This is a genomic window from Pseudoalteromonas sp. P1-26, assembly GCF_001401795.1.
GTDB lineage: Bacteria > Pseudomonadota > Gammaproteobacteria > Enterobacterales > Alteromonadaceae > Pseudoalteromonas.
On record NZ_LKDX01000001.1, the window covers coordinates 92,616 to 111,003 of the forward strand.

The following is an 18,388-nucleotide window of genomic DNA, read 5'->3' on the forward strand; positions in this document are numbered from 1 at the left end:
ACTGGTTTTCCATACAGTACATTTAACTGTGAGTATATACAGTTATTTGAAAATCGCAAATTTAAATTAACCCCATCATATTGCTACAAAACTAACATTGAACCACACCGAAAGATGCCATAAGGTATTAGCTTTAATTAGCAGGCTAAGGAAACACAATGAGTATTTGGCACCAACCAATCACGTTAGAGCTTTGCAAAGAGCTTGAACAAGGGATTACCGGTCAAGGCACTTTAATGAAAACTATGGGCATTGAGGTAACTGAAATTGGCGATGATTATTTAATGGCAACCATGCCTGCTATTCCTGAGCATCATAACCCTATGGGCATGGTCCATGGCGGAGCAAACGTTGTATTAGCAGAGACAGTGGCAAGCTATGCAGCCAATTTCGTGGTTGATTTCAATAAGTTTTATGCTGTTGGCCAAGAAATTAATGCCAACCACATGAAAGCGTCACGCAAAGGAACGTTAACAGCAACTGCTAGACCGCTGCATTTAGGTAAGCGAACTTCTGTTTGGGATATTAAAATTACCAATGCCGCAGGAGAGCTTTGCTGCGTATCAAGAATGACCGCAGCTGTTGTAGAGCGATAAATTCAGGCTATTTTTCGACAGGATAAATAGTAATTTCAATCCCTGCGCCAATTGCAGAGATACGTAACAAGGTATCGGCATGCAGGGGTTGGTTAAAGCATTTAGGCGAATTACCTGATTCAAAGCCTATATCAAATGTACGCTTTGAGCACGATAACCACTGTTTTAATGCATTGCGCGAGCAAGACTCAATAAGCTCGCAAAGCTGGTTAATTGCTTTATCAGGAGAGCTGATATCTGCGGTTGCTTCAATACGTGCTAGTTGGCGGTATTCATCTTGGTCATAATGTAAAACCATGGCGTTTTTCTTCAAATCAGCAACAAGCGCACTAATATCGTGCTTTGATTCAAGCTCCAGATCTACATTTAAAAATTGAATTTCCGACATACTCTCGTTTTTACCCTCTATTTATATCGACTGAAACTTTAACTCAGTTTTGTATATATACCAAATCTAGAATACAGTTAATGCGACATTATGCCGCATTGGCAATCTAGCTAAACAACCTAAAATAGCGCTCACATAACAATAATAACGGGGTAATAATGAATAAACGCCTGTTTAAGTATGCTCGTAAAGGGCATAAATGGCTTGGCTACTTACTTGCTTTGCAGATCTTTTTTTGGATTTTAGGTGGGCTTGTGATGAGCTCATTACCACTTGAAAAAGTGCATGGTAAGCATCTGGCTAATCGCAGTTTAAGTAGTCCATTTTTATTGTCGGACTACCCTGCTTCAATTGATAAAATAACAGCGCAATTCGAGCAAATCGAGGGTATTAAATATAGCCATTTTTTAAATACCCCGATTATAGAAGTTACATCCTCTAGCGGTACGTTTATTTTTGATGGCAGAACAGGTGCTAAAATGCCTGCACCGAGTAAAGCGCAAATCATTGAAAATGCGCAAGCTCACCTGCTTATTGACGCAAAAATAACGCAAGCGCAGTTATTAACAAAAGGGCCTAGAGAAGTCGGTCACAAAGCCAATGTTTGGCAAATTAGCTTCGATGATTGGTTAACAACAACCTTATATTTAGATAGCCAAACCGGTAAAGTTATAACTGTGCGCAGCACCCTGTGGCGCATTTTCGACTTTTTCTGGATGCTACACATTATGGATTATGATGAGCGTGAGAACTTTAACAATCCACTACTCATCAGCTTCTCAGCCACCAGCGTACTATTTTGTATTACAGGAGTTTTCTTGTTACTACAAAACGTTCGAATTAAACGTAAAAAGCCAGCTACACGTGTTGGTCAATCAAAATAGGATTGCCATCTGGGTCGGTGATAATAAAACTCGCGTCACCGGCCTTTTGTATTTCTAATCCTTGTTGCTGAAATTGTGCAGCTAATTGCTCAAAGGTTGCAAATTCATCCAAAGCTTCAGCATTTTGATCCCACCCAGGATTAAAGGTCAGCATGGTTTTATCAAACATACCTTGAAACAAACCAATTAAATGTTCACCGTTTTTCATTATTAGCCAATGCTGTTCTATCTCCCCAGCAAACTCTTTGAAACCTAGCTTTTCATAAAACTGCTTTGAAGCACGAATATCTTTTACATTTAGACTTACAGAAAAAGCACCTAATAACATGGTTGTAATTCCTTTAATAAAAACGGCCTAACAACTATAGCTGAGTTGAAAAACTTTTCCTTTTTAGAATAGTCGCTCTAGAATAGCTGTTCCTGTAGTTCACTGATGTGATGGATATGCGTTTATTTCTATACTTAGCCCTTTGTTTTATTTTCACTTTTCCTATATCCGCTAAAGAGTTTTCGAGCTTTTACAGTACCAAAAAGCATTTAATTAAGAATCTACCAAGCAATAGTAAAAGCTTATATTGTGGTTGCGATATCAAGCGCCAAGGTAAAAAACTTGTGCCAGACCCTGATGCGTGTGGTTATATTCCTAGAAACTCTGTCACCCGTTCAGGAAAAGAGAATGCTCGCGCAAAAAGAATAGAGTGGGAGCACATTGTGCCTGCCTGGGAGTTTGGTCATCAATTACAATGCTGGCAGGATGGCGGTCGCAAAAACTGTAAAAAGGTCAGTGAAAAGTTTCGTCAAATGGAAGCTGACATTAATAACCTTGCACCTGCTATAGGCGAGATCAATGCTGACCGTTCAAACTTTCGCTACGGCATGGTGTCAACATCAAGTGCAAGTTACGGAGCATGCCCTGTAAAAGTCGACTTTAAGCAACGTGTATTTGAGCCACCCATTTATGCAAGAAAGCAAATAGCCGATACCTATTTTTATATGCAAAAAACCTATGGCTTAAAAATATCTGATAAACAACGTAAATTATTTGAATCGTGGCAAAAGCTTGAAATAGCTGAAATTAGCAATCGCAAATCTTTATAACTAGCAGCACATTCGTTTACATTTTAGACACTATAATTTATTGCTTTCAGATTAAGTAATTGTTAGTTTTTAAACAATTTATATAAGAAAGGAAGCACCATGTTTAAAAATAACAATCTCGCTTTAGCTGTCTTCTTAGCGGCTTCAGGCATGTCTTTATCTGGCTGCGGCGGTGGTGGCTCATCGAGCAATACCGATACCACGAATCCACCACCAACAACTTCTGAACCCACTTGGACGGCTGGTGTCTTTGAGCCATCAAGCGAATTTAAAGATCAATGCGCTGTACCGCGAACTGGCAATGATCCATATAACGATAATCAACCTTACCCAGATACAGCAGGCTCTGAGTTTACTGAGAAGATGTGGCTTCGTTCATGGAGTGACGAAACCTATCTTTGGTACGATGAAATAGAAGACAATGACCCAGATAACTTCAGCTCTGTCTCCGCTTATTTTGATCAATTAAAAACCTTCGAAAAAACAGACTCTGGTGCTTATAAAGATCAATTCCATTTCAGCAGGCCGACAGATGAGTATTTTCAAGAGGCTCAATCTGGGGTCGTTTCTGGCTATGGAATTAACTGGGCATTTATCAGTAATGTTCCGCCACGAGAGTTACGTGTAGCCTATTTAGAGAGTGACTCACCAGCTGCAAATGCAGGCTTACAACGCGGTGATACTATTTTAATGGTCGACGACGTCAGCATTGACACTAATACCCAACAAGGCGTAGATATTCTAAATGAAGCGCTATTTGGGCCGACAGCTGGCGACTCGCACAATTTTGTTGTACGCAGTAATGATGGCACCGAAAAATCGTTTACTCTAGTCGCAGGTAATATAACCCAAACACCTGTACAAAATGTCGATACTATTACCACAGGAGATGGCACTAAAGTTGGCTACATGCAGTTTAACAGCCATATAAGTATTGCTCAGCCTGAGCTGATAAGTGCTGTGAATAAGTTCAAAACCGACAATATCGACGAGCTTGTGATCGACCTTAGATACAATGGCGGTGGTTTATTAGCGCTTTCTTCACAACTTGCCTATATGATTGCAGGTCCAGCCAATACGAGTGACTATTTTTACTATCAAGTCATTGAAAATGACAAGCAGCCCGAGAGCGACCCATACCCGTTTATTGATATTGAAGTCGATTATTCTACTTTCGAGGGAACAGGTAACATTCTCCCTGACTTAAATTTATCGAAAGTCTATGTACTCAGCACTGATAATACGTGTTCAGCATCAGAAGCACTTATCAATGGCTTAAAAGGCATAGATACTGAAGTTGTTTTAATAGGTGGTAAAACCTGCGGTAAACCATATGGTTTTACCCCAACGCATAACTGTGCAACCACTTACTACACCATTCAGCTAACGGGTGTGAATTACAAAGGCTTTGGCGAATACTCTGACGGCTTAGTACCAACTCCTTCACCGCAATTCGATGCAGATGTAAAAGGCTGTGAACTCGATGACGACTTTAACCACCAGTTAGGTGATAGTGATGAAACACTTCTGAGTGCAGCGCTTTATCATATTGAGAATGATAGTTGCCCAGTGGTAACGCAAAGTGTCACAGCTAAGCAAGCGACAACCTCATCTTATGCTGCTGATGAAGCTGGTATTGCGCTAAAAGCTAATACTACACTTTACAAAAATAATATGGATTTAACCCGTCCGCTACCAGCTAAGGAAGGTGATAATGAATAAACCACTGTTATTAACCTGCACCTTACTGGCAAGCATAGCTGGCTGTAAAAGTACTCAAGCGGAGCAACCGCAAGATGCCACGCTTGTTCGGGTAAACCCGGGAGTGATTACTGATATACAGCAGGCTATTCAGTCTGCTAAGGGCGGTGCACTGGTCACCTTAGCCGATGATGTGTTTACTAAAAGCGCAGAGTTACTGATTGACCACGGCACCAACAAAGGGCCTGATGGCCTGCCAATTATGGGTGCCCATTCAATTCCCTCTGAGAAGTTTGTGTTGCAAAAGGCGGGCGAGCAATGCCTGCTTTACTACCCCAAAAAAGAGCTCCGTATTCCACTTCCTAATGTAGAGTGCGAAGTTAACTAACAAAAAGGCGCAGCTTCAGCTGCGCCTTTTACATCATAGGCTTTGATGAGGGCCAAACACCTCATAATGAATGCGTTCACTTGCAACCCCAATACCTAGTAGTTGCTCTTTTATCATTACCATAAATGCGATTGGGCCACACAGGTAAAAGTCACCTTTGCTTATTGGTAAGCTGTCAGCGATGTGGTTTACATCCATTAAGCCCGCAAAATCGCCCCTCTTGCCATCTTTAAACCAGGTAACACAATGTAATGAAGCGTGCGCTTGCTGTTGCTTAAATAAATACTCTTTAAAGGCAAACTGCGTCTCACTGTCGCAAGCATGCAGGTAATGAATTGGCTGATTAGGTTGATTACTTAATAGTGTTTCGAGCATCGCCATCATCGGGGTTTGACCAACTCCTGCTGAAATCAAAACAATAGGCGAGTCAATTTCGCGAAGCACAAAGTCGCCTGCAGGTGGGTAAATTTCTACCTCATCCCCCTCAGTTAAGCTGTGAAGGTAGTTAGATACCAAGCCTTCTTTTTTCACACTAATACGGTAATTACGACCATTACTTTGCTGCGATAAAGAGTATTGCCTAACTTGCGTTAAATCACTGTTTGCAGACGTTACTTTAATCCCTAAATATTGGCCCGGTAAATACGCCACTACAGGCTTTGTATCGACAGGCGTTAAGGTGAAACTACAAATTTGCGATGACTCCATACGTTTTTCTGTAATAGTGAAAGTACGAGTACCAAACCAACCTCCCGGTGCCTTTTTGGTTTTTTGATATAGCGACATCTCCTCATTAATACATACATCAGCTAATAATGAATAGGCTTCACGCCATGCATACTCAACCTCAGGGGTAAATTGTTCTGGCAATAACTCTTTTAAAGTCGCAATTAAGTGTCCACCTACAATAGGATAATGCTCTGGCAAAATATGGTAACTGGTGTGTTTATGATTAATGCGCGCAAGCGCACCTTTTAACACTGCCAAGTTATCAATATTTGCCGCGTAGGCAGCTAAGGCATTAAACAGCGCAAATTGCTGAGAGCCCGATTGCTGATGTGTCATATTAAAAATATTTTTAAGCTCAGGGTTGTAGCTAAACATACGATCATAAAAATACTCAGTCACTTGAGGGCCTGCTTGTGCAAGCAACGGCAAAGTACTTTTAACAATCTGGATCGTTTTTTCAGATAACATAGTTTTTCCTATTGGAGAGATTAACCGCGGCGACCATCAACACGACGATTCACTAAGATGGGCGCACAATGAAATAAAAATAAGCTAAAGCCAGCAACCCACAGCAACGCACTTAACTGCCATGCAAGGTGATGACCTAAATAAGCAGGAAGTAACGAACGTACAATGGCAGCTATCGTAATGAGTAAAAATGCCAAACTAATGTACGCAGGGGCTTGTAATGCACGCCCTGTGTGACCGTGAGAGACACGTACCATCATGGCGATAATCATCACACCTATGGTGCCAACAGTGATCAGATGAAGCGCATCTTTGAATAAGATAATAGGGCTGAAATAGCTCAGCGCGATAAGTATTAAACCAACCGATAAAGCCCAATAAGCCACATGTAATGACCATAGCAAAGGCACTTTTAGAATGCCTTTATGCCACCACAAAACACACCGGGCTGAATGTAAACAAGCAAGCCAAGCAAAAACCCAACCAGTGCTCATTGCGCTAAAAAATAGTTGACTCATAAAAAACCACGCAATGGCGAAAAATGAGCTAAATACGACTAAATTATCGAGCTTGGGGGTTCTAACTTGTTCACTTAGGTTAAGGCCGCGTGCGGTAAAAAATGGCACAACTCGCCCAGCCACAACACCAACTAGCAGTGTCATGATAAGTACAGCGGTATCAACAACTCCCAGTGCCAGCGACATTTTATTAAGTACAACTAAGCTCAAAAAAATCACATTGAGCGCACAGAGCAAAGATGCGATGACAACAAATAAGTAGTTATGGCTGCTTTTTGCCTGTATCAGCATGTCAGCTAGAATAATAATTCCAGCTAGCCACCAAACGAGTTGTAGCGCACTAACAAGATAAAGGTTTAGCTGCTCGAACCCTGCGATCTCAATAAAAAAACTAAGCCTTGCAGCAAGCCAAACCATGCTCAGCAAACAAAGCTTAATACCACTTACACTCGCCACACCTGTCCATGTTTGTGCGGCGGTGAGCAAAAAGCCCATGGCAACCACGCCTGCAAAGCCAAACAGCATTTCGTGAGCATGCCAAAGCGTTGCGGGCATTGTTAGATGCCACTGTGCATAACCCGCCAAGATTAAAAACCAGTAACTCATTGCAAACACAGCTAAGGCACCTGCCGCCAAGAAAAAAGGCCGAAATGCTAATGCCCATAACGGCCACTGGCTGAGTTGATAAAATTTGATCTTAGTTGGCATAGGTTCAGTTAAATTAATGACTTTCATTAGTGCTCTCAGCGTTTAATTTCCCTAGCTGTTGCACAGTTCGAGCCAAAAATAAAAGTCATTAAATATCAATGCATTAAATTTGGACACTTGATAAATAAGTCAAAATGACACACCATTAAAAACATCAATAAAACACATTCAGGTCAAATTGACATGAAGTTCAAAAAATCCCTTCTTGATGTTGCACTTGCACTTACCAAAGCAAGCGGTGTTGATCATAATTTCAGTTATCTGTTGAGTTGCATTAATGATTGGCTTGAATGTGATGCAGTTGCCTTATTATTGAAACAAGGCGATGTGTTAAAGCCCGTAGCCCTTCATGGGTTGTCAGACGATACGTTAGGAAGACGCTTTAAAATAGCGGAGCATCCGCGCTTATTTGAAATATGCCGTGGCAGTGAACCGCTAAAATTTGCCAAAGATTGTGGCCTACCCGACCCCTACGATGGTTTATTACAAAGCCAGCATGGAGACTTTCCTGTTCATGCCTGCATGGGTGTGCCGCTGCTGAGCAGCAAAGACAATAACGAACTATTGGGTGTTTTGACCTTTGATAGTTTAGATGAACATGCCTTTGACGCTTTAGCAATGAACGAGCTCAATCAACTAAAACAGCTAGCCGCAGGTTATGTTGAGCATGCCTTAACCTTGCAGCATTTTGTGCAGCACGCACAGCACAACCATCAAGTTGCGCAGCAGCTTAACCTTGAGGCACTAACACGAGAAGGTGTCGAAATTATTGGTAATAGCCAAGTAATGCAGACCCTTAAAAATGATATCCAGCTCGTAGCTGCCTCAGAATTTAGTGTATTAATACAAGGTGATACAGGCGTAGGTAAAGAACTCGTTGCGCGCAATATCCATTTAAACTCAAAACGCCGTGACATGCCGTTGATCCACTTAAACTGCGCATCGTTACCAGAGAACTTAGCCGAAAGTGAGTTTTTTGGTCACAGTAAAGGCGCATTTACTGGCGCACATACTGCGCGCCAGGGTAAGTTTCAACTCGCCGATGGTGGTACCCTGTTTTTAGATGAAATCGGCGAGCTTCCGCTTGCTATGCAAAGTAAGTTATTACGCGTATTACAAAGTGGTGAAGTACAAACCGTCGGGGAAGATCAAAGCCGTTATGTTGATGTCAGAGTGATTGCAGCAACCAACCGCGATTTAAAACAAGAAGTCGCTGCGGGGCGCTTTCGTGCAGACCTTTATCACCGCTTAAGCGTTTACCCATTATATGTTGCACCACTAAAAGAGCGCGATAACGATGTTATTTTATTGGCAGGCTTTTTTATTGAGCAAACATCTAAAAAATTGGCAATTAAACAACTTAAGCTTAGTAGCGATACACAGTTACTACTGCGTCAATATGATTGGCCAGGCAATGTGAGAGAGCTTGAACATGTGATCAGTCGCGCCGCACTCAAAGCCAAACAACAGCAATGGCAACAAAGCATTGTCACAATCGAGCCTGAGCATTGTGATATTGCTAAAACCGCCGTTGCCGCACCAAGCCCTGTTGCAGTTAACGAACAAAAAGCCACTCGCTTATCGCTGAAAGAGGCAACTGACGCTTTTAGTTATCAATTGATTATGCAACAGCTTGAACTACATAACCTAAACTGGGCTGCCACAGCACGTAGCTTAAGTGTTGATAGAGCCAACCTTGTGCGCCTAGCCAAACGGCTAGGCATTAGCGTTAAAAAGTCTGTTTAAGCTTTTAAATCTTTAAAATAGGCTTTTAAAAGCTGACTAAATGCTTGGACTTTGGCTGTGCGATGCACCAAGTGATGCGTTACCAGCCAAAGATCCGTTGGCCAGTTTAGCTCTTTAGGAAGCACTGGCAGCAGATCAGGGTATTGGCTTGCCACTTCATGCTGTAAACCACCAATTCCTAAGCCTCTCACAATCGCCCGTGTAGCTTCTGATGTTTCAGACACCCGTAACTTAATTTGCGAAGGTTCAATATGCTGATCAACCCATGCAAAATAAGGCACTTTACCGTTATACCCAGCCACCCCAGAAACAAAACTATGTTGTTGCAACTGCTCAATATTCTTTGGCATGCCATACTTTTCAATATAACTTTTAGAGGCATAAAACCCTGACGAAAGTTCAGCTAAATGCTGGGCAATATAGTCGCCTTCATCAGGCCGAGGACCCGCTCGCACAGCAATATGCGCCTGACCGTGATCAAGGCGTAAACGGTTTTGATCAAGAATAACTTCGAGTTGCACTTGCGGGTGCAGACTTTGAAACTGCTCACAGACATCACTAAGCACATCAATAAAACCACTAACCGTAGTTAATAATAAACTGCCTCGCAGTTGGCTATCAGCGGCAATAATATCGTTGTGAAGTTTTTCAAGTTCAGCGTTAATCGATTTTGCAGTCGCAAACAACTTAGCGCCGATTTCTGTCACTGTATAGCCACGGGCATGGCGGTGGAATAACCGCGCATCAAGGTTATCTTCTAAATTATTGATTCTTCTAAGCACTGTGCTGTGGTGAACACCTAACGATTCGGCAGCAGCGGTTAACGTGCCGAGCCTTGCCACCTCATAAGCGACTTTTACATCTTGCCAATCATCAAATTGAATCGCCATAACGGCTCCTTGTGTGCATATACGCACATAAGTTTTGCGTTTATTTGGCTTTTCTGCAAGCTGTTTTTTGCTACAGTGAGTATATCAACAGCGAGCATATCAATAGTGAAGCTTAAAAAAGGAAGCCATCATGACAGCACCAAAAATTATTGCCCTAGCAGGCAGCCTACGTAAAGACAGCTTTAATCAAAAACTGATTAATGAAGCTGCACGCTTCGCCCTCGAAAGTGGTGCTGAAGTAGAAGTGATTAAATTAAGCGATTTAGACTTACCTTTATTTGATGAAGATATTGAAGCGCAAGGTACACCTGCTGGCGCACAATTATTAAAAGATAAGCTTCGCTCAGCTGATGGCATTTTATTAGCAAGCCCAGAATATAATGGCTCAATTACAGCGCCACTTAAAAACGCAATCGATTGGGCATCTCGTACAGAGCAAGGCGCAGTGCCTGCATTTCGAAATAAAGTCACAGCACTTTATGCATCGTCACCGGGTGGTTTAGGTGGCTTACGTGGTTTAAATCACGTACGTGATATTTTATCGGGTATTGGTAGTTTAGTGCTTGCAGATCAACTTGCAGTGCCTGCTATCCACACCAAATTAGATGAACAAGGCCGCATCAGCGATGCTGATACAGCCGAGCAAGTTGCCAATCTTGCCCAACAACTTGTTAGCGTAGCAAGCAAATTAAATAACTAAGCCTGATTTAATAGCCTTAGCTTAGTTTTGTCGCTGCTAGCTTAGCAGCGATAAAGTCTTCATGAGTTACATACAGTAAGCTTGCGACGCGGCGAATAACCATTTCTTCATGCTTATCTAAATTGCCATCTGCGTAGGCTAAACGCCACAACAGCTCGATGATATCAATACGCTGCTCGGCGCTGCACTGGGCATTAATTTGCTTTGAAAACTGAAAATAATCTATTGCATCATCTAGGCTTTGCGATGCACTTGCAACTAACTCTTGAACCTCTTCCTCGTTAAGCGAAAAATACTTCTTTAAGGTCTCATTCAGGGTCTGTTGCTCATCATCTTGTAACTCATTATCTGCACGCATAACCTCAATTAATAACGCAGCAACGGCGGTTTTTAGGTCATGCTCAGTAATGCTAGATTGGGTATCATTCAGCGCTGAAAACAGCTGTTTTATTTTATTGAGCATCACATTTTCCCTTTTTGGGTGTTAGACTACATGTAAGACGTAACGTTACCTTAGTTTGACTATGGATGCTAACTCAGGTTCAACATCTCAATGAAGCAAGGTATTAATCACATGGAGTTAAGTGTTTATGAGTGAAGTGAGAAGTACACAAGCACTATTAATCAGCGCCGTTTTAATGTTAGCGGGGTGCAGTAATGCGCAGGCAGCAAAAGGCGAAACCGAAAAGCTCTATGACTTCGACGAAAAAGTCCATTACCACCAAACTAAATTGGCCGACGGCCGCTATCACCTCGAAATTCAGTCTGACGACTACAAGCACTTTCGCAATCAAAGCGTATTCTTACTGCGCCATGCAAGTCGCTTATGTAGAGACAAACCATTTATGCTAAGAGTGACTGATGGGGTGCAGGAGTATGAACGTTTTCCAACTAAACCACGCGCCTATCAGCCACCTTTAACGGTTGTTTTACAGTGTGAAGACGAAGCTAAATAGCACTAGTCTTCATATCCCCACGGCGCGCTTGGCGGCGTGATAGGTTTAGTTAAGTCAAAATCAACACGAAATTCACGCCCTTCACGCACTAAGCGATACGTAAATTGCTTAGGGTAAATATACATTTGCCACGTGTTACCCATTGATTGCGGAATACCTTGGCTCAAAAACAACTCTTTTGAATACTGATCAGCCGGGAACGACTGCGCGTTAGCAAAACCCGCATCAAGAGTATGGCCACCATACATGGTTGATTTATCATCGCTGCCATCTTTATGACGATGGTCATGCTTTAAACTCAAACCACTGCCCGTTTTTGTGATGATCCAAGTACGAGATGCATCATCCCCCACATGAAATGGCACTTGTAACTCACGCTCGTTACAACGACGTACATGCATTACTAACTTTTTGCCCGCAAATGAGCTCGGGCCAGCAGCGTTATCAACGCTCACTTTACCTTCGTAAGCTTTACCGCAATGGGCAGCAATATTATCAAAAAAGCCATCATGGCTTGGAATTGACACTAATGGTGCAGGTCGTGCAGCCGCTACTGATGATGCTGCCACGAGCATCGATGCTACTAAGTATTTCATGGTGTGTTCCCTAAATAAAATTTCAGCCTAGGCTAATGGTTAAAAGGCCATAAAGAAAACAATTACGATAAGCTGCTAGGCAGCGAGTGGTCATCCTGTTTTTACAACTAATATGTTGTCATTTTCAGCGCGATCTTTCATTAACTTGAGAAGTGCTCGGTGAAAATCCTGAAAGATCACTTCCCCCCAGACTCGTGAATAAATGCCAAAGTTAGTGTTATCAAGTACCGTCGTTTTAAGGCTTAACAGCGTTTGATTATTACCACTTGTAACTAACTCATAACCGCCATGTAGCGGCGAAAAATATTCACCACCTAATTTCACATGCTGATCAAGTGCATGATCAGGAATTAACTCAGGGTCAATCTCAAAGTTATATAGCATTTTCTCATTCGGCAGCCACTCGGTTATTACCTCTTTAAATACAACATTTTTCTGCCACTGGCTGGTTCTAATTGCACCTACCCCATCACCACTCATATCAGCTTGAATTGGCCTAGGAATACCAATTAATTGCGAAAATGAACTTGGATATTCGCCCTCATGAATTTGGCTAACATTAGCTAATTGTTGCCACACAACATCAACAGGCGCATTGATAACAATTGTATTTTTAACTTCGTAAGTTTTCGATAAGTGTAAAAAGTTGAGCTCTAAAGGAGAAAGGATCAACGGCAACAAAGCTACCGACATCACCGCTTTGTTGCTTTTCTTTTCCCAAAGGCGATGACATAGCCCTGCTAACATACCGCCAATACTAGCAAAAAACATAAATGCAGGGAGGGCCATTGCAACGCAGATACTTCCTTCTAAAAGAGTTACTACGCTGACAAATAAGAACACAAAAATAGGCTGCCAAGCGACTACCGCCATTCTTCCATATGTCATCGGCGACAGTTGATTATATTCAAAATGTACCCGTATAAACCCAATAACCACAGGCACTAAAAACATAAACGAAATAGTAACAAGGCTACCGAAATTAAACGTTTCGCTAACTTCAAGAAAGATGCGCATGCTGATTCCATAAAGCACACCCATCAAGATGCCGATAGATTTAGGAGAAAGAGGCCACATAGTTATTTGTTGTTTTCGTTATTTTACCAACCAAATTAGCAACTTTCTTTTTTAGAAACAAATAAAAACGCGGCCTTGGCCGCGTTTAGGTTCACATGGAAAAACAGGTTATTGCCAAGGGCGTTCTGCTGCAAGTTGCTGCTCAAAGGCATCAATTTGGCTGTTAAGTGTTTCAGTCACACCGATAAAATCTAAGCCACTTAATAAACGCTCTTTAATATCATGGCGAATATCAAAGTGAATAGTGTCAAACTTATCGCTACGAAGTTGTTGGTTTTCTAAATCAACTTCGATATGAATATCATCATGCTGCTCACTCAGCACAAATAATTGCTCAAGTGTTTCTGCAGGTAATGCGATAGCAAGCATTTGGTTATTGCCGCAGTTATTAAAGAAAATATCGGCAAAGCTTTCCGCTAAGATCACTTCAAAACCATATTGCTTTAATGCCCATGGCGCGTGCTCACGCGATGAACCACAACCAAAATTGTCGCGAGTTAAAAGAATTTGCGCACCTTGGTAACAAGGGCGGTTCAAAATAAACTCAGGGTTTGGCTCGCCGTTATCTAAATAACGCCAATCGTAAAAAAGCGCCGCATCAAAACCATCACGGCTTGTCGACGTTAAAAACTGCTTTGGAATAATTTGGTCAGTATCAACATTGTTTTTATCTAACGGGGCCATTAAGCCACTAAAAAATACGCTCATTAGGCTTCTCCTCTGATATCAACAAAACGACCATGAATTGCCGCTGCCGCTGCCATTGCTGGGCTCACTAAGTGAGTGCGGCCACCGCGACCTTGGCGACCTTCAAAGTTACGATTAGAGGTCGACGCACAGCGTTTACCGGCTTCTAATCTATCGTCGTTCATTGCTAAGCACATTGAACAACCTGGCTCTCGCCATTCAAAGCCAGCTGCTTTGAAGATATCTGCAAGGCCTTCGTCTTCGGCTTGTTTTTTTACAAGGCCAGAACCAGGAACAATCAGCGCTTCAACACCCGCTGCAACTTGCTTACCTTCTACAATTTGCGCGGCAGCACGTAAATCTTCAATTCGGCTATTTGTACATGAGCCAATAAACACGGTATCAACAGTTGCTGAAGACAATTTATCGCCTGCTGTTAAGCCCATATATTTTAGTGCGCTACGGATTGCATCAGCTTTGATTAGATCTGGTTCTTGCTCAGGATCAGGAATGAATTCATCTACGCCAATCACTTGCTCAGGGCTGGTACCCCAAGTAATTTGCGGTTGAATATCAGCAGCCTCTAATTCAACAACATGATCAAACTCTGCGCCTTCATCAGTTTTTAGTGTTTGCCAATAGGCAACGGCACTATCAAAGTCAGCACCTTGTGGTGCAAATGGGCGACCTTTTAAATAATCATAAGTTGTTTGATCTGGTGCGATTAACCCCGCTTTTGCACCCATTTCAATACTCATATTACAAAGCGTCATGCGCGCTTCCATAGACAGCGCTTCGATTCCTTCGCCACAAAATTCAGCAACATAGCCAGTACCACCCGCAGTGCCTAATTTACCAATCACCGCCATGATTAAATCTTTGGCAGTAACAGTTGGGCGAAGGCGACCATTTATTTGAATTTTTAATGACTTGGCTTTTTTCTGCTGCAGTGTTTGAGTGGCTAGAACATGCTCAACTTCTGAAGTACCGATACCGTGCGCTAGTGCTCCAAATGCACCGTGGGTAGAGGTATGGCTGTCACCACACACTATGGTTGTGCCCGGTAAGGTAATACCTTGCTCAGGCCCCATTACATGCACAATACCTTGATTAATCGAATTTAAATCATAAAGTTGAATACCAAACTCTTTACAGTTTGCATCCAGTGCCATTAATTGATTTTTCGACACTTCACTCGCAGCATCTAATGAGCGACTTTTTGTTGAAACGTTATGGTCCATGGTCGCAAAGGTTTTTTCTGGGCAACGTACTTTACGGTTTTTCTCACGCAAACCCGCAAAGGCTTGCGGCGATGTAACTTCATGAACGAGGTGACGGTCGATATAAAGTAAATCGGTTTGATCATTTATGCTGGCGACTACATGAGCTTGCCAAATTTTATCGTATAAGGTTTGGGCCACTTGCTATTCCCTCATTTTAGTTACGCTGAGTGACGAGCTCAGCGCAAACAATTTTTAATTAAATACGTGCCACAATTGCCGCAGCAACATCACTGGTGGTGTATCCTGCATTTGGGTAGATATCTGGCGTACCAACACCAGCTTCAACCGCTTCTGCTACCGCTTTTTCAATCGTACGAGCCGCTTCATCTTGCCCTAGTGAGTAACGCAACATAAGCGCAGCACTTAAAATTTGTGCGATTGGGTTTGCAACCCCTTTACCAGCGATATCAGGTGCTGAGCCACCAGCTGGCTCATACAAACCAAAGCCAGACTGATTTAAACTCGCTGATGGTAATAAGCCCATAGAGCCGGTGATCATCGCGCACTCATCAGACAAAATGTCGCCAAATAAGTTATCGCAAAGTAATACATCAAACTGGCTTGGCTGTTTTACTAACTGCATTGCCGCGTTATCAACATAAATGTAGTCAAGGCTTACTTCTGGGTAATCTTTGCTTACTTCAGAGACCACTTCACGCCAAAGTACGCTGGTCGCTAACACATTCGCTTTATCAACCGAGGTAACATGATTACTACGCAGCTTAGCGGCTTCAAAGGCAAAGCGTGCGATGCGCTCAATTTCTTTACGTGAGTATGTTTGGGTATCGAAAGCAGCTTCTTGTTCCCCTTCGCCACTGCGGCCTTTTTCACCGAAATAAATACCGCCTGTTAGCTCGCGAACACATAAGATATCAAAGCCTTGTGCACTGATATCTGCACGAAGCGGTGACGCAGCGCTTAGTGCTGGTAATAATTGTGCTGGGCGTAAATTACAGAACAAACCAAAATGCTTACGCAGCGGCAACAGTGAAGCTCGCTCTGGTTGCTCATTCGGTGGTAAGTTTTCCCACTTAGGGCCGCCTACCGAGCCAAATAAAATCGCATCGGCATTTTCACAAGCACTCAATGTACTTTGCGGTAGCGCCTGACCAAACTCATCAATGGCAGCACCACCAATTGCGTGATGATGACGAGTCAAAGTAAAACCAAATTTTTCGCTTACAGCATCCAAGACGGTTTCTGCTGCTGCCATAACTTCTGGACCAATCCCGTCGCCTGCTAATACTGCGATACTGTAATTCGATTGACTCATCCTGCTTTCCTCTGTTGTTTTAAATCAGACACTTTTTGTGCACGATAAATTAAGTTATAAACGCGGATCATGGCGCGTACCGACGCTTCAACCACATCCGCTGCAATGCCCGCACCGTGATAAGGGCGACCATCATATTTAGCTATAATATTCACTTGCCCTAGTGAGCTGGCACCTTGGCCTGTTGCTTCTAGGTTATATTCAATCATCTCAACCGACATACCCGTTAAGCGCTCAATTGCTAAGAATGATGCTTCTACAGGACCATTACCTGTTGCTGCCTCTTGCTTAGACTCACCATCAATTGTCATGCCGATTGTTGAGCTCGCCACCGATTGTGAGTTAGACGTAGAGTTCACAAACTCAAGCTGGTACTTTTCGTCTTTATCTTTGATTTGATTAAAGTAAATCATCGCTTCTAAGTCATAGTCATACACAGTGCCTTTTTGGTCTGCTAATGCTAAGAAGCTGCTGTATAAGCTATCCATATCGTAATCAGATTTTTGATAGCCTAACTCTTCTAAACGATGTTCAATAACATGACGACCTGAACGCGAAGTCATGTTTAATTGGTTATTTGGTACACCAACACTTTCTGGCGACATAATTTCGTAAGTGTTTTGTGCTTTTAATACGCCGTCTTGGTGGATCCCTGAGCTGTGTGCAAAGGCATTTTCACCAACAATTGCTTTGTTTGGTTGCACTGGCATATTACAAATTTTCGCTATTTGGCGCGAAGCACGGTAAATCTCTTCACTGCGAATATCGGTATGCACTTTTAAGTGGTCTTCACGCATCTTCATGATCATCGCGACTTCTTCAAGCGAGCAGTTACCTGCACGCTCACCAATACCATTTATTGTACATTCGATTTGGCGAGCACCGGCTTGTACTGCAGCGATTGAGTTAGCAACCGCTAAACCTAAATCGTTATGGCAATGCACGCTTAAACGCGCCTTGTCGATATTTGGCACATTGTTCATTAAGTGGTGGATCATCGCAGCGTATTCGTCTGGCGTTACATAGCCTACGGTGTCAGGTAAGTTGATAGTTGATGCACCCGCATCAATAGCACTTTCAACGATACGGCATAAATCCCAATGCGGTGTACGACCTGCATCTTCACACGAAAACTCAACGTCATCCGTGTAGTTACGCGCAAGTTTAATCGACTTAACAGCCATTGCCGTTGCATCGTCTAAGCTCATACGTAATTTGTGCTCAAGGTGTAATGGACTGGTTGCAATAAATGTATGAATACGGCCCTGCTCTGCTGGGCGAAGTGCTTCACCACATGCTTCAATATCTTTTGCTACAGCACGTGCTAAGCCACAAATAATCGGCCCTTTCACTTCAGTCGCAATGCGCTGTACAGAGCGAAAATCTGCCGGGCTAGATACCGGAAAACCCACTTCCATTACATCCACATTTAAGCGGCTAATGGTATGCGCAAGTTGAATTTTGTCGTCTTCGGTTAGGCTTGCTTTTAATGCTTGCTCACCATCACGTAACGTTGTGTCAAAAATCCAAACCTTATCTTTCATAAACTGTCCTCGTTCCCAATGACCCATTAGCGAGATAAAAAAAACCCCGCGGTTGCGGGGTTTTTTAATGTTCTACAAATGCAAATACACTAAGCCCCGCTCACTGATTTAAGCAGTAAGAGGTTTAGTTTTAATGTAATTGAATGTGTAATTTGCAT

The 18,388-nt window shown here is 42.6% G+C and carries 20 protein-coding genes; 8 read left to right on the top strand and 12 right to left on the bottom strand.

Going from position 1 to position 18,388, the window contains the following annotated elements; all coding sequences use genetic code 11:
- Positions 1-158: 158 nt before the first annotated feature.
- Positions 159-596 carry a PaaI family thioesterase gene (locus tag AN394_RS00460; protein WP_054562879.1) on the top strand — a complete coding sequence of 146 codons (438 nt, stop codon included), beginning with the start codon at positions 159-161 and terminating at the stop codon, positions 594-596.
- 7 nt (positions 597-603) lie between these two features.
- Here AN394_RS00460 and AN394_RS00465 read toward each other — a convergent pair whose 3' ends face one another.
- Positions 604-984 carry a hypothetical protein gene (locus AN394_RS00465; protein WP_054554459.1) on the bottom strand — a complete coding sequence of 127 codons (381 nt, stop codon included), beginning with the start codon at positions 982-984 and terminating at the stop codon, positions 604-606.
- 158 nt (positions 985-1,142) lie between these two features.
- On the opposite strand from AN394_RS00465, the gene AN394_RS00470 reads away from it, so the two are divergent.
- A complete protein-coding gene (locus tag AN394_RS00470; RefSeq protein ID WP_055020538.1) occupies positions 1,143-1,868 on the top strand; it encodes a hypothetical protein in 726 nt (241 codons plus the stop codon).
- Here the strand turns inward: AN394_RS00470 and AN394_RS00475 are convergent.
- Positions 1,843-2,196 (bottom strand): VOC family protein, encoded by a 354-nt coding sequence (locus AN394_RS00475; RefSeq protein WP_054562881.1) that lies wholly within the window; start codon positions 2,194-2,196, stop codon positions 1,843-1,845. The genes AN394_RS00470 and AN394_RS00475 overlap by 26 nt on opposite strands.
- 116 nt (positions 2,197-2,312) lie before the next feature.
- On the opposite strand from AN394_RS00475, the gene AN394_RS00480 reads away from it, so the two are divergent.
- The 3 genes from AN394_RS00480 (at position 2,313) to AN394_RS00490 (ending at position 5,055) form a co-directional block, all read left to right on the top strand.
- On the top strand, positions 2,313-2,966 hold the full coding sequence (locus AN394_RS00480; protein WP_082422930.1) for an endonuclease: 654 nt from the start codon (positions 2,313-2,315) through the stop codon (positions 2,964-2,966).
- A gap of 99 nt (positions 2,967-3,065) precedes the next feature.
- Complete coding sequence (locus tag AN394_RS00485; protein ID WP_055020540.1) at positions 3,066-4,688, top strand: S41 family peptidase; 1,623 nt, start codon at positions 3,066-3,068, stop codon at positions 4,686-4,688.
- Positions 4,681-5,055 carry a hypothetical protein gene (locus tag AN394_RS00490; RefSeq protein WP_055020541.1) on the top strand — a complete coding sequence of 125 codons (375 nt, stop codon included), beginning with the start codon at positions 4,681-4,683 and terminating at the stop codon, positions 5,053-5,055. The genes AN394_RS00485 and AN394_RS00490 overlap by 8 nt, the downstream gene beginning before the upstream one ends.
- A 33-nt stretch (positions 5,056-5,088) precedes the next feature.
- Here AN394_RS00490 and hmpA read toward each other — a convergent pair whose 3' ends face one another.
- Together hmpA and AN394_RS00500 are read right to left on the bottom strand one after the other, a co-directional pair.
- Entirely contained in the window at positions 5,089-6,252 is a 1,164-nt protein-coding gene (gene hmpA, locus AN394_RS00495) for an NO-inducible flavohemoprotein (RefSeq protein WP_055020542.1), read from the bottom strand.
- Positions 6,253-6,272: 20 nt separating this feature from the next.
- Positions 6,273-7,505: an NnrS family protein gene (locus AN394_RS00500; protein ID WP_055020543.1), complete on the bottom strand. Its 1,233-nt coding sequence runs from the start codon at positions 7,503-7,505 to the stop codon at positions 6,273-6,275.
- 156 nt (positions 7,506-7,661) lie between these two features.
- On the opposite strand from AN394_RS00500, the gene norR reads away from it, so the two are divergent.
- Entirely contained in the window at positions 7,662-9,224 is a 1,563-nt protein-coding gene (gene norR, locus AN394_RS00505; protein WP_055020544.1) for a nitric oxide reductase transcriptional regulator NorR, read from the top strand.
- Here the strand turns inward: norR and AN394_RS00510 are convergent.
- Complete coding sequence (locus tag AN394_RS00510) at positions 9,221-10,114, bottom strand: LysR family transcriptional regulator (protein WP_054562888.1); 894 nt, start codon at positions 10,112-10,114, stop codon at positions 9,221-9,223. The two genes, norR and AN394_RS00510, sit on opposite strands and share 4 nt — an antisense overlap.
- Positions 10,115-10,244: 130 nt before the next feature.
- Here AN394_RS00510 and AN394_RS00515 point away from each other — a divergent pair, with 130 nt between their 5' ends.
- Positions 10,245-10,814, top strand: coding sequence for an NADPH-dependent FMN reductase (locus AN394_RS00515; RefSeq protein ID WP_055020545.1), 570 nt, complete (start codon positions 10,245-10,247; stop codon positions 10,812-10,814).
- Between the two features lie 16 nt (positions 10,815-10,830).
- Here AN394_RS00515 and AN394_RS00520 read toward each other — a convergent pair whose 3' ends face one another.
- Positions 10,831-11,277 carry a TerB family tellurite resistance protein gene (locus tag AN394_RS00520; protein ID WP_054554468.1) on the bottom strand — a complete coding sequence of 149 codons (447 nt, stop codon included), beginning with the start codon at positions 11,275-11,277 and terminating at the stop codon, positions 10,831-10,833.
- A gap of 127 nt (positions 11,278-11,404) precedes the next feature.
- Between AN394_RS00520 and AN394_RS00525 the strand changes: the two genes are divergently transcribed.
- Complete coding sequence (locus AN394_RS00525; RefSeq protein ID WP_055020546.1) at positions 11,405-11,770, top strand: hypothetical protein; 366 nt, start codon at positions 11,405-11,407, stop codon at positions 11,768-11,770.
- 2 nt (positions 11,771-11,772) lie between these two features.
- Here the strand turns inward: AN394_RS00525 and AN394_RS00530 are convergent, their stop codons facing one another.
- From AN394_RS00530 to leuA, 6 genes are all read right to left on the bottom strand, one after another.
- Positions 11,773-12,366: a hypothetical protein gene (locus AN394_RS00530; protein ID WP_055020547.1), complete on the bottom strand. Its 594-nt coding sequence runs from the start codon at positions 12,364-12,366 to the stop codon at positions 11,773-11,775.
- Between the two features lie 90 nt (positions 12,367-12,456).
- A complete protein-coding gene (locus AN394_RS00535) occupies positions 12,457-13,383 on the bottom strand; it encodes a hypothetical protein (RefSeq protein ID WP_327077748.1) in 927 nt (308 codons plus the stop codon).
- 168 nt (positions 13,384-13,551) lie between these two features.
- The gene (gene leuD, locus AN394_RS00540; RefSeq protein ID WP_054562894.1) at positions 13,552-14,151 is read right to left on the bottom strand and encodes a 3-isopropylmalate dehydratase small subunit; all 600 of its coding nucleotides are present in this window, start codon (positions 14,149-14,151) and stop codon (positions 13,552-13,554) included.
- Positions 14,151-15,551 (bottom strand): 3-isopropylmalate dehydratase large subunit, encoded by a 1,401-nt coding sequence (gene leuC / locus AN394_RS00545; protein ID WP_054562895.1) that lies wholly within the window; start codon positions 15,549-15,551, stop codon positions 14,151-14,153. Before leuC ends, leuD begins: the two co-directional genes overlap by 1 nt.
- Before the next feature lie 58 nt (positions 15,552-15,609).
- The gene (gene leuB / locus AN394_RS00550) at positions 15,610-16,686 is read right to left on the bottom strand and encodes a 3-isopropylmalate dehydrogenase (RefSeq protein WP_054554475.1); all 1,077 of its coding nucleotides are present in this window, start codon (positions 16,684-16,686) and stop codon (positions 15,610-15,612) included.
- Entirely contained in the window at positions 16,683-18,230 is a 1,548-nt protein-coding gene (gene leuA / locus AN394_RS00555) for a 2-isopropylmalate synthase (protein ID WP_054562897.1), read from the bottom strand. Before leuA ends, leuB begins: the two co-directional genes overlap by 4 nt.
- Positions 18,231-18,388: the final 158 nt, after the last annotated feature.

What these genes read in the sequence shown, in the direction of transcription:
- AN394_RS00470 (WP_055020538.1), top strand. Translation starts at nt 1,143, where the DNA reads ATGAATAAACGCCTGTTTAAGTATGCTCGTAAAGGGCATAAATGGCTT.
- hmpA (WP_055020542.1), bottom strand. Translation starts at nt 6,252, where the DNA reads ATGTTATCTGAAAAAACGATCCAGATTGTTAAAAGTACTTTGCCGTTG.
- AN394_RS00500 (WP_055020543.1), bottom strand. Translation starts at nt 7,505, where the DNA reads ATGAAAGTCATTAATTTAACTGAACCTATGCCAACTAAGATCAAATTT.
- AN394_RS00530 (WP_055020547.1), bottom strand. Translation starts at nt 12,366, where the DNA reads ATGAAATACTTAGTAGCATCGATGCTCGTGGCAGCATCATCAGTAGCG.
- AN394_RS00515 (WP_055020545.1), top strand. Translation starts at nt 10,245, where the DNA reads ATGACAGCACCAAAAATTATTGCCCTAGCAGGCAGCCTACGTAAAGAC.
- AN394_RS00510 (WP_054562888.1), bottom strand. Translation starts at nt 10,114, where the DNA reads ATGGCGATTCAATTTGATGATTGGCAAGATGTAAAAGTCGCTTATGAG.
- leuD (WP_054562894.1), bottom strand. Translation starts at nt 14,151, where the DNA reads ATGAGCGTATTTTTTAGTGGCTTAATGGCCCCGTTAGATAAAAACAAT.
- leuA (WP_054562897.1), bottom strand. Translation starts at nt 18,230, where the DNA reads ATGAAAGATAAGGTTTGGATTTTTGACACAACGTTACGTGATGGTGAG.
- AN394_RS00535 (WP_327077748.1), bottom strand. Translation starts at nt 13,383, where the DNA reads ATGCGCATCTTTCTTGAAGTTAGCGAAACGTTTAATTTCGGTAGCCTT.
- AN394_RS00525 (WP_055020546.1), top strand. Translation starts at nt 11,405, where the DNA reads ATGAGTGAAGTGAGAAGTACACAAGCACTATTAATCAGCGCCGTTTTA.
- AN394_RS00465 (WP_054554459.1), bottom strand. Translation starts at nt 984, where the DNA reads ATGTCGGAAATTCAATTTTTAAATGTAGATCTGGAGCTTGAATCAAAG.
- AN394_RS00520 (WP_054554468.1), bottom strand. Translation starts at nt 11,277, where the DNA reads ATGCTCAATAAAATAAAACAGCTGTTTTCAGCGCTGAATGATACCCAA.
- AN394_RS00480 (WP_082422930.1), top strand. Translation starts at nt 2,313, where the DNA reads ATGCGTTTATTTCTATACTTAGCCCTTTGTTTTATTTTCACTTTTCCT.
- AN394_RS00485 (WP_055020540.1), top strand. Translation starts at nt 3,066, where the DNA reads ATGTTTAAAAATAACAATCTCGCTTTAGCTGTCTTCTTAGCGGCTTCA.
- AN394_RS00475 (WP_054562881.1), bottom strand. Translation starts at nt 2,196, where the DNA reads ATGTTATTAGGTGCTTTTTCTGTAAGTCTAAATGTAAAAGATATTCGT.
- norR (WP_055020544.1), top strand. Translation starts at nt 7,662, where the DNA reads ATGAAGTTCAAAAAATCCCTTCTTGATGTTGCACTTGCACTTACCAAA.
- leuB (WP_054554475.1), bottom strand. Translation starts at nt 16,686, where the DNA reads ATGAGTCAATCGAATTACAGTATCGCAGTATTAGCAGGCGACGGGATT.
- AN394_RS00490 (WP_055020541.1), top strand. Translation starts at nt 4,681, where the DNA reads ATGAATAAACCACTGTTATTAACCTGCACCTTACTGGCAAGCATAGCT.
- AN394_RS00460 (WP_054562879.1), top strand. Translation starts at nt 159, where the DNA reads ATGAGTATTTGGCACCAACCAATCACGTTAGAGCTTTGCAAAGAGCTT.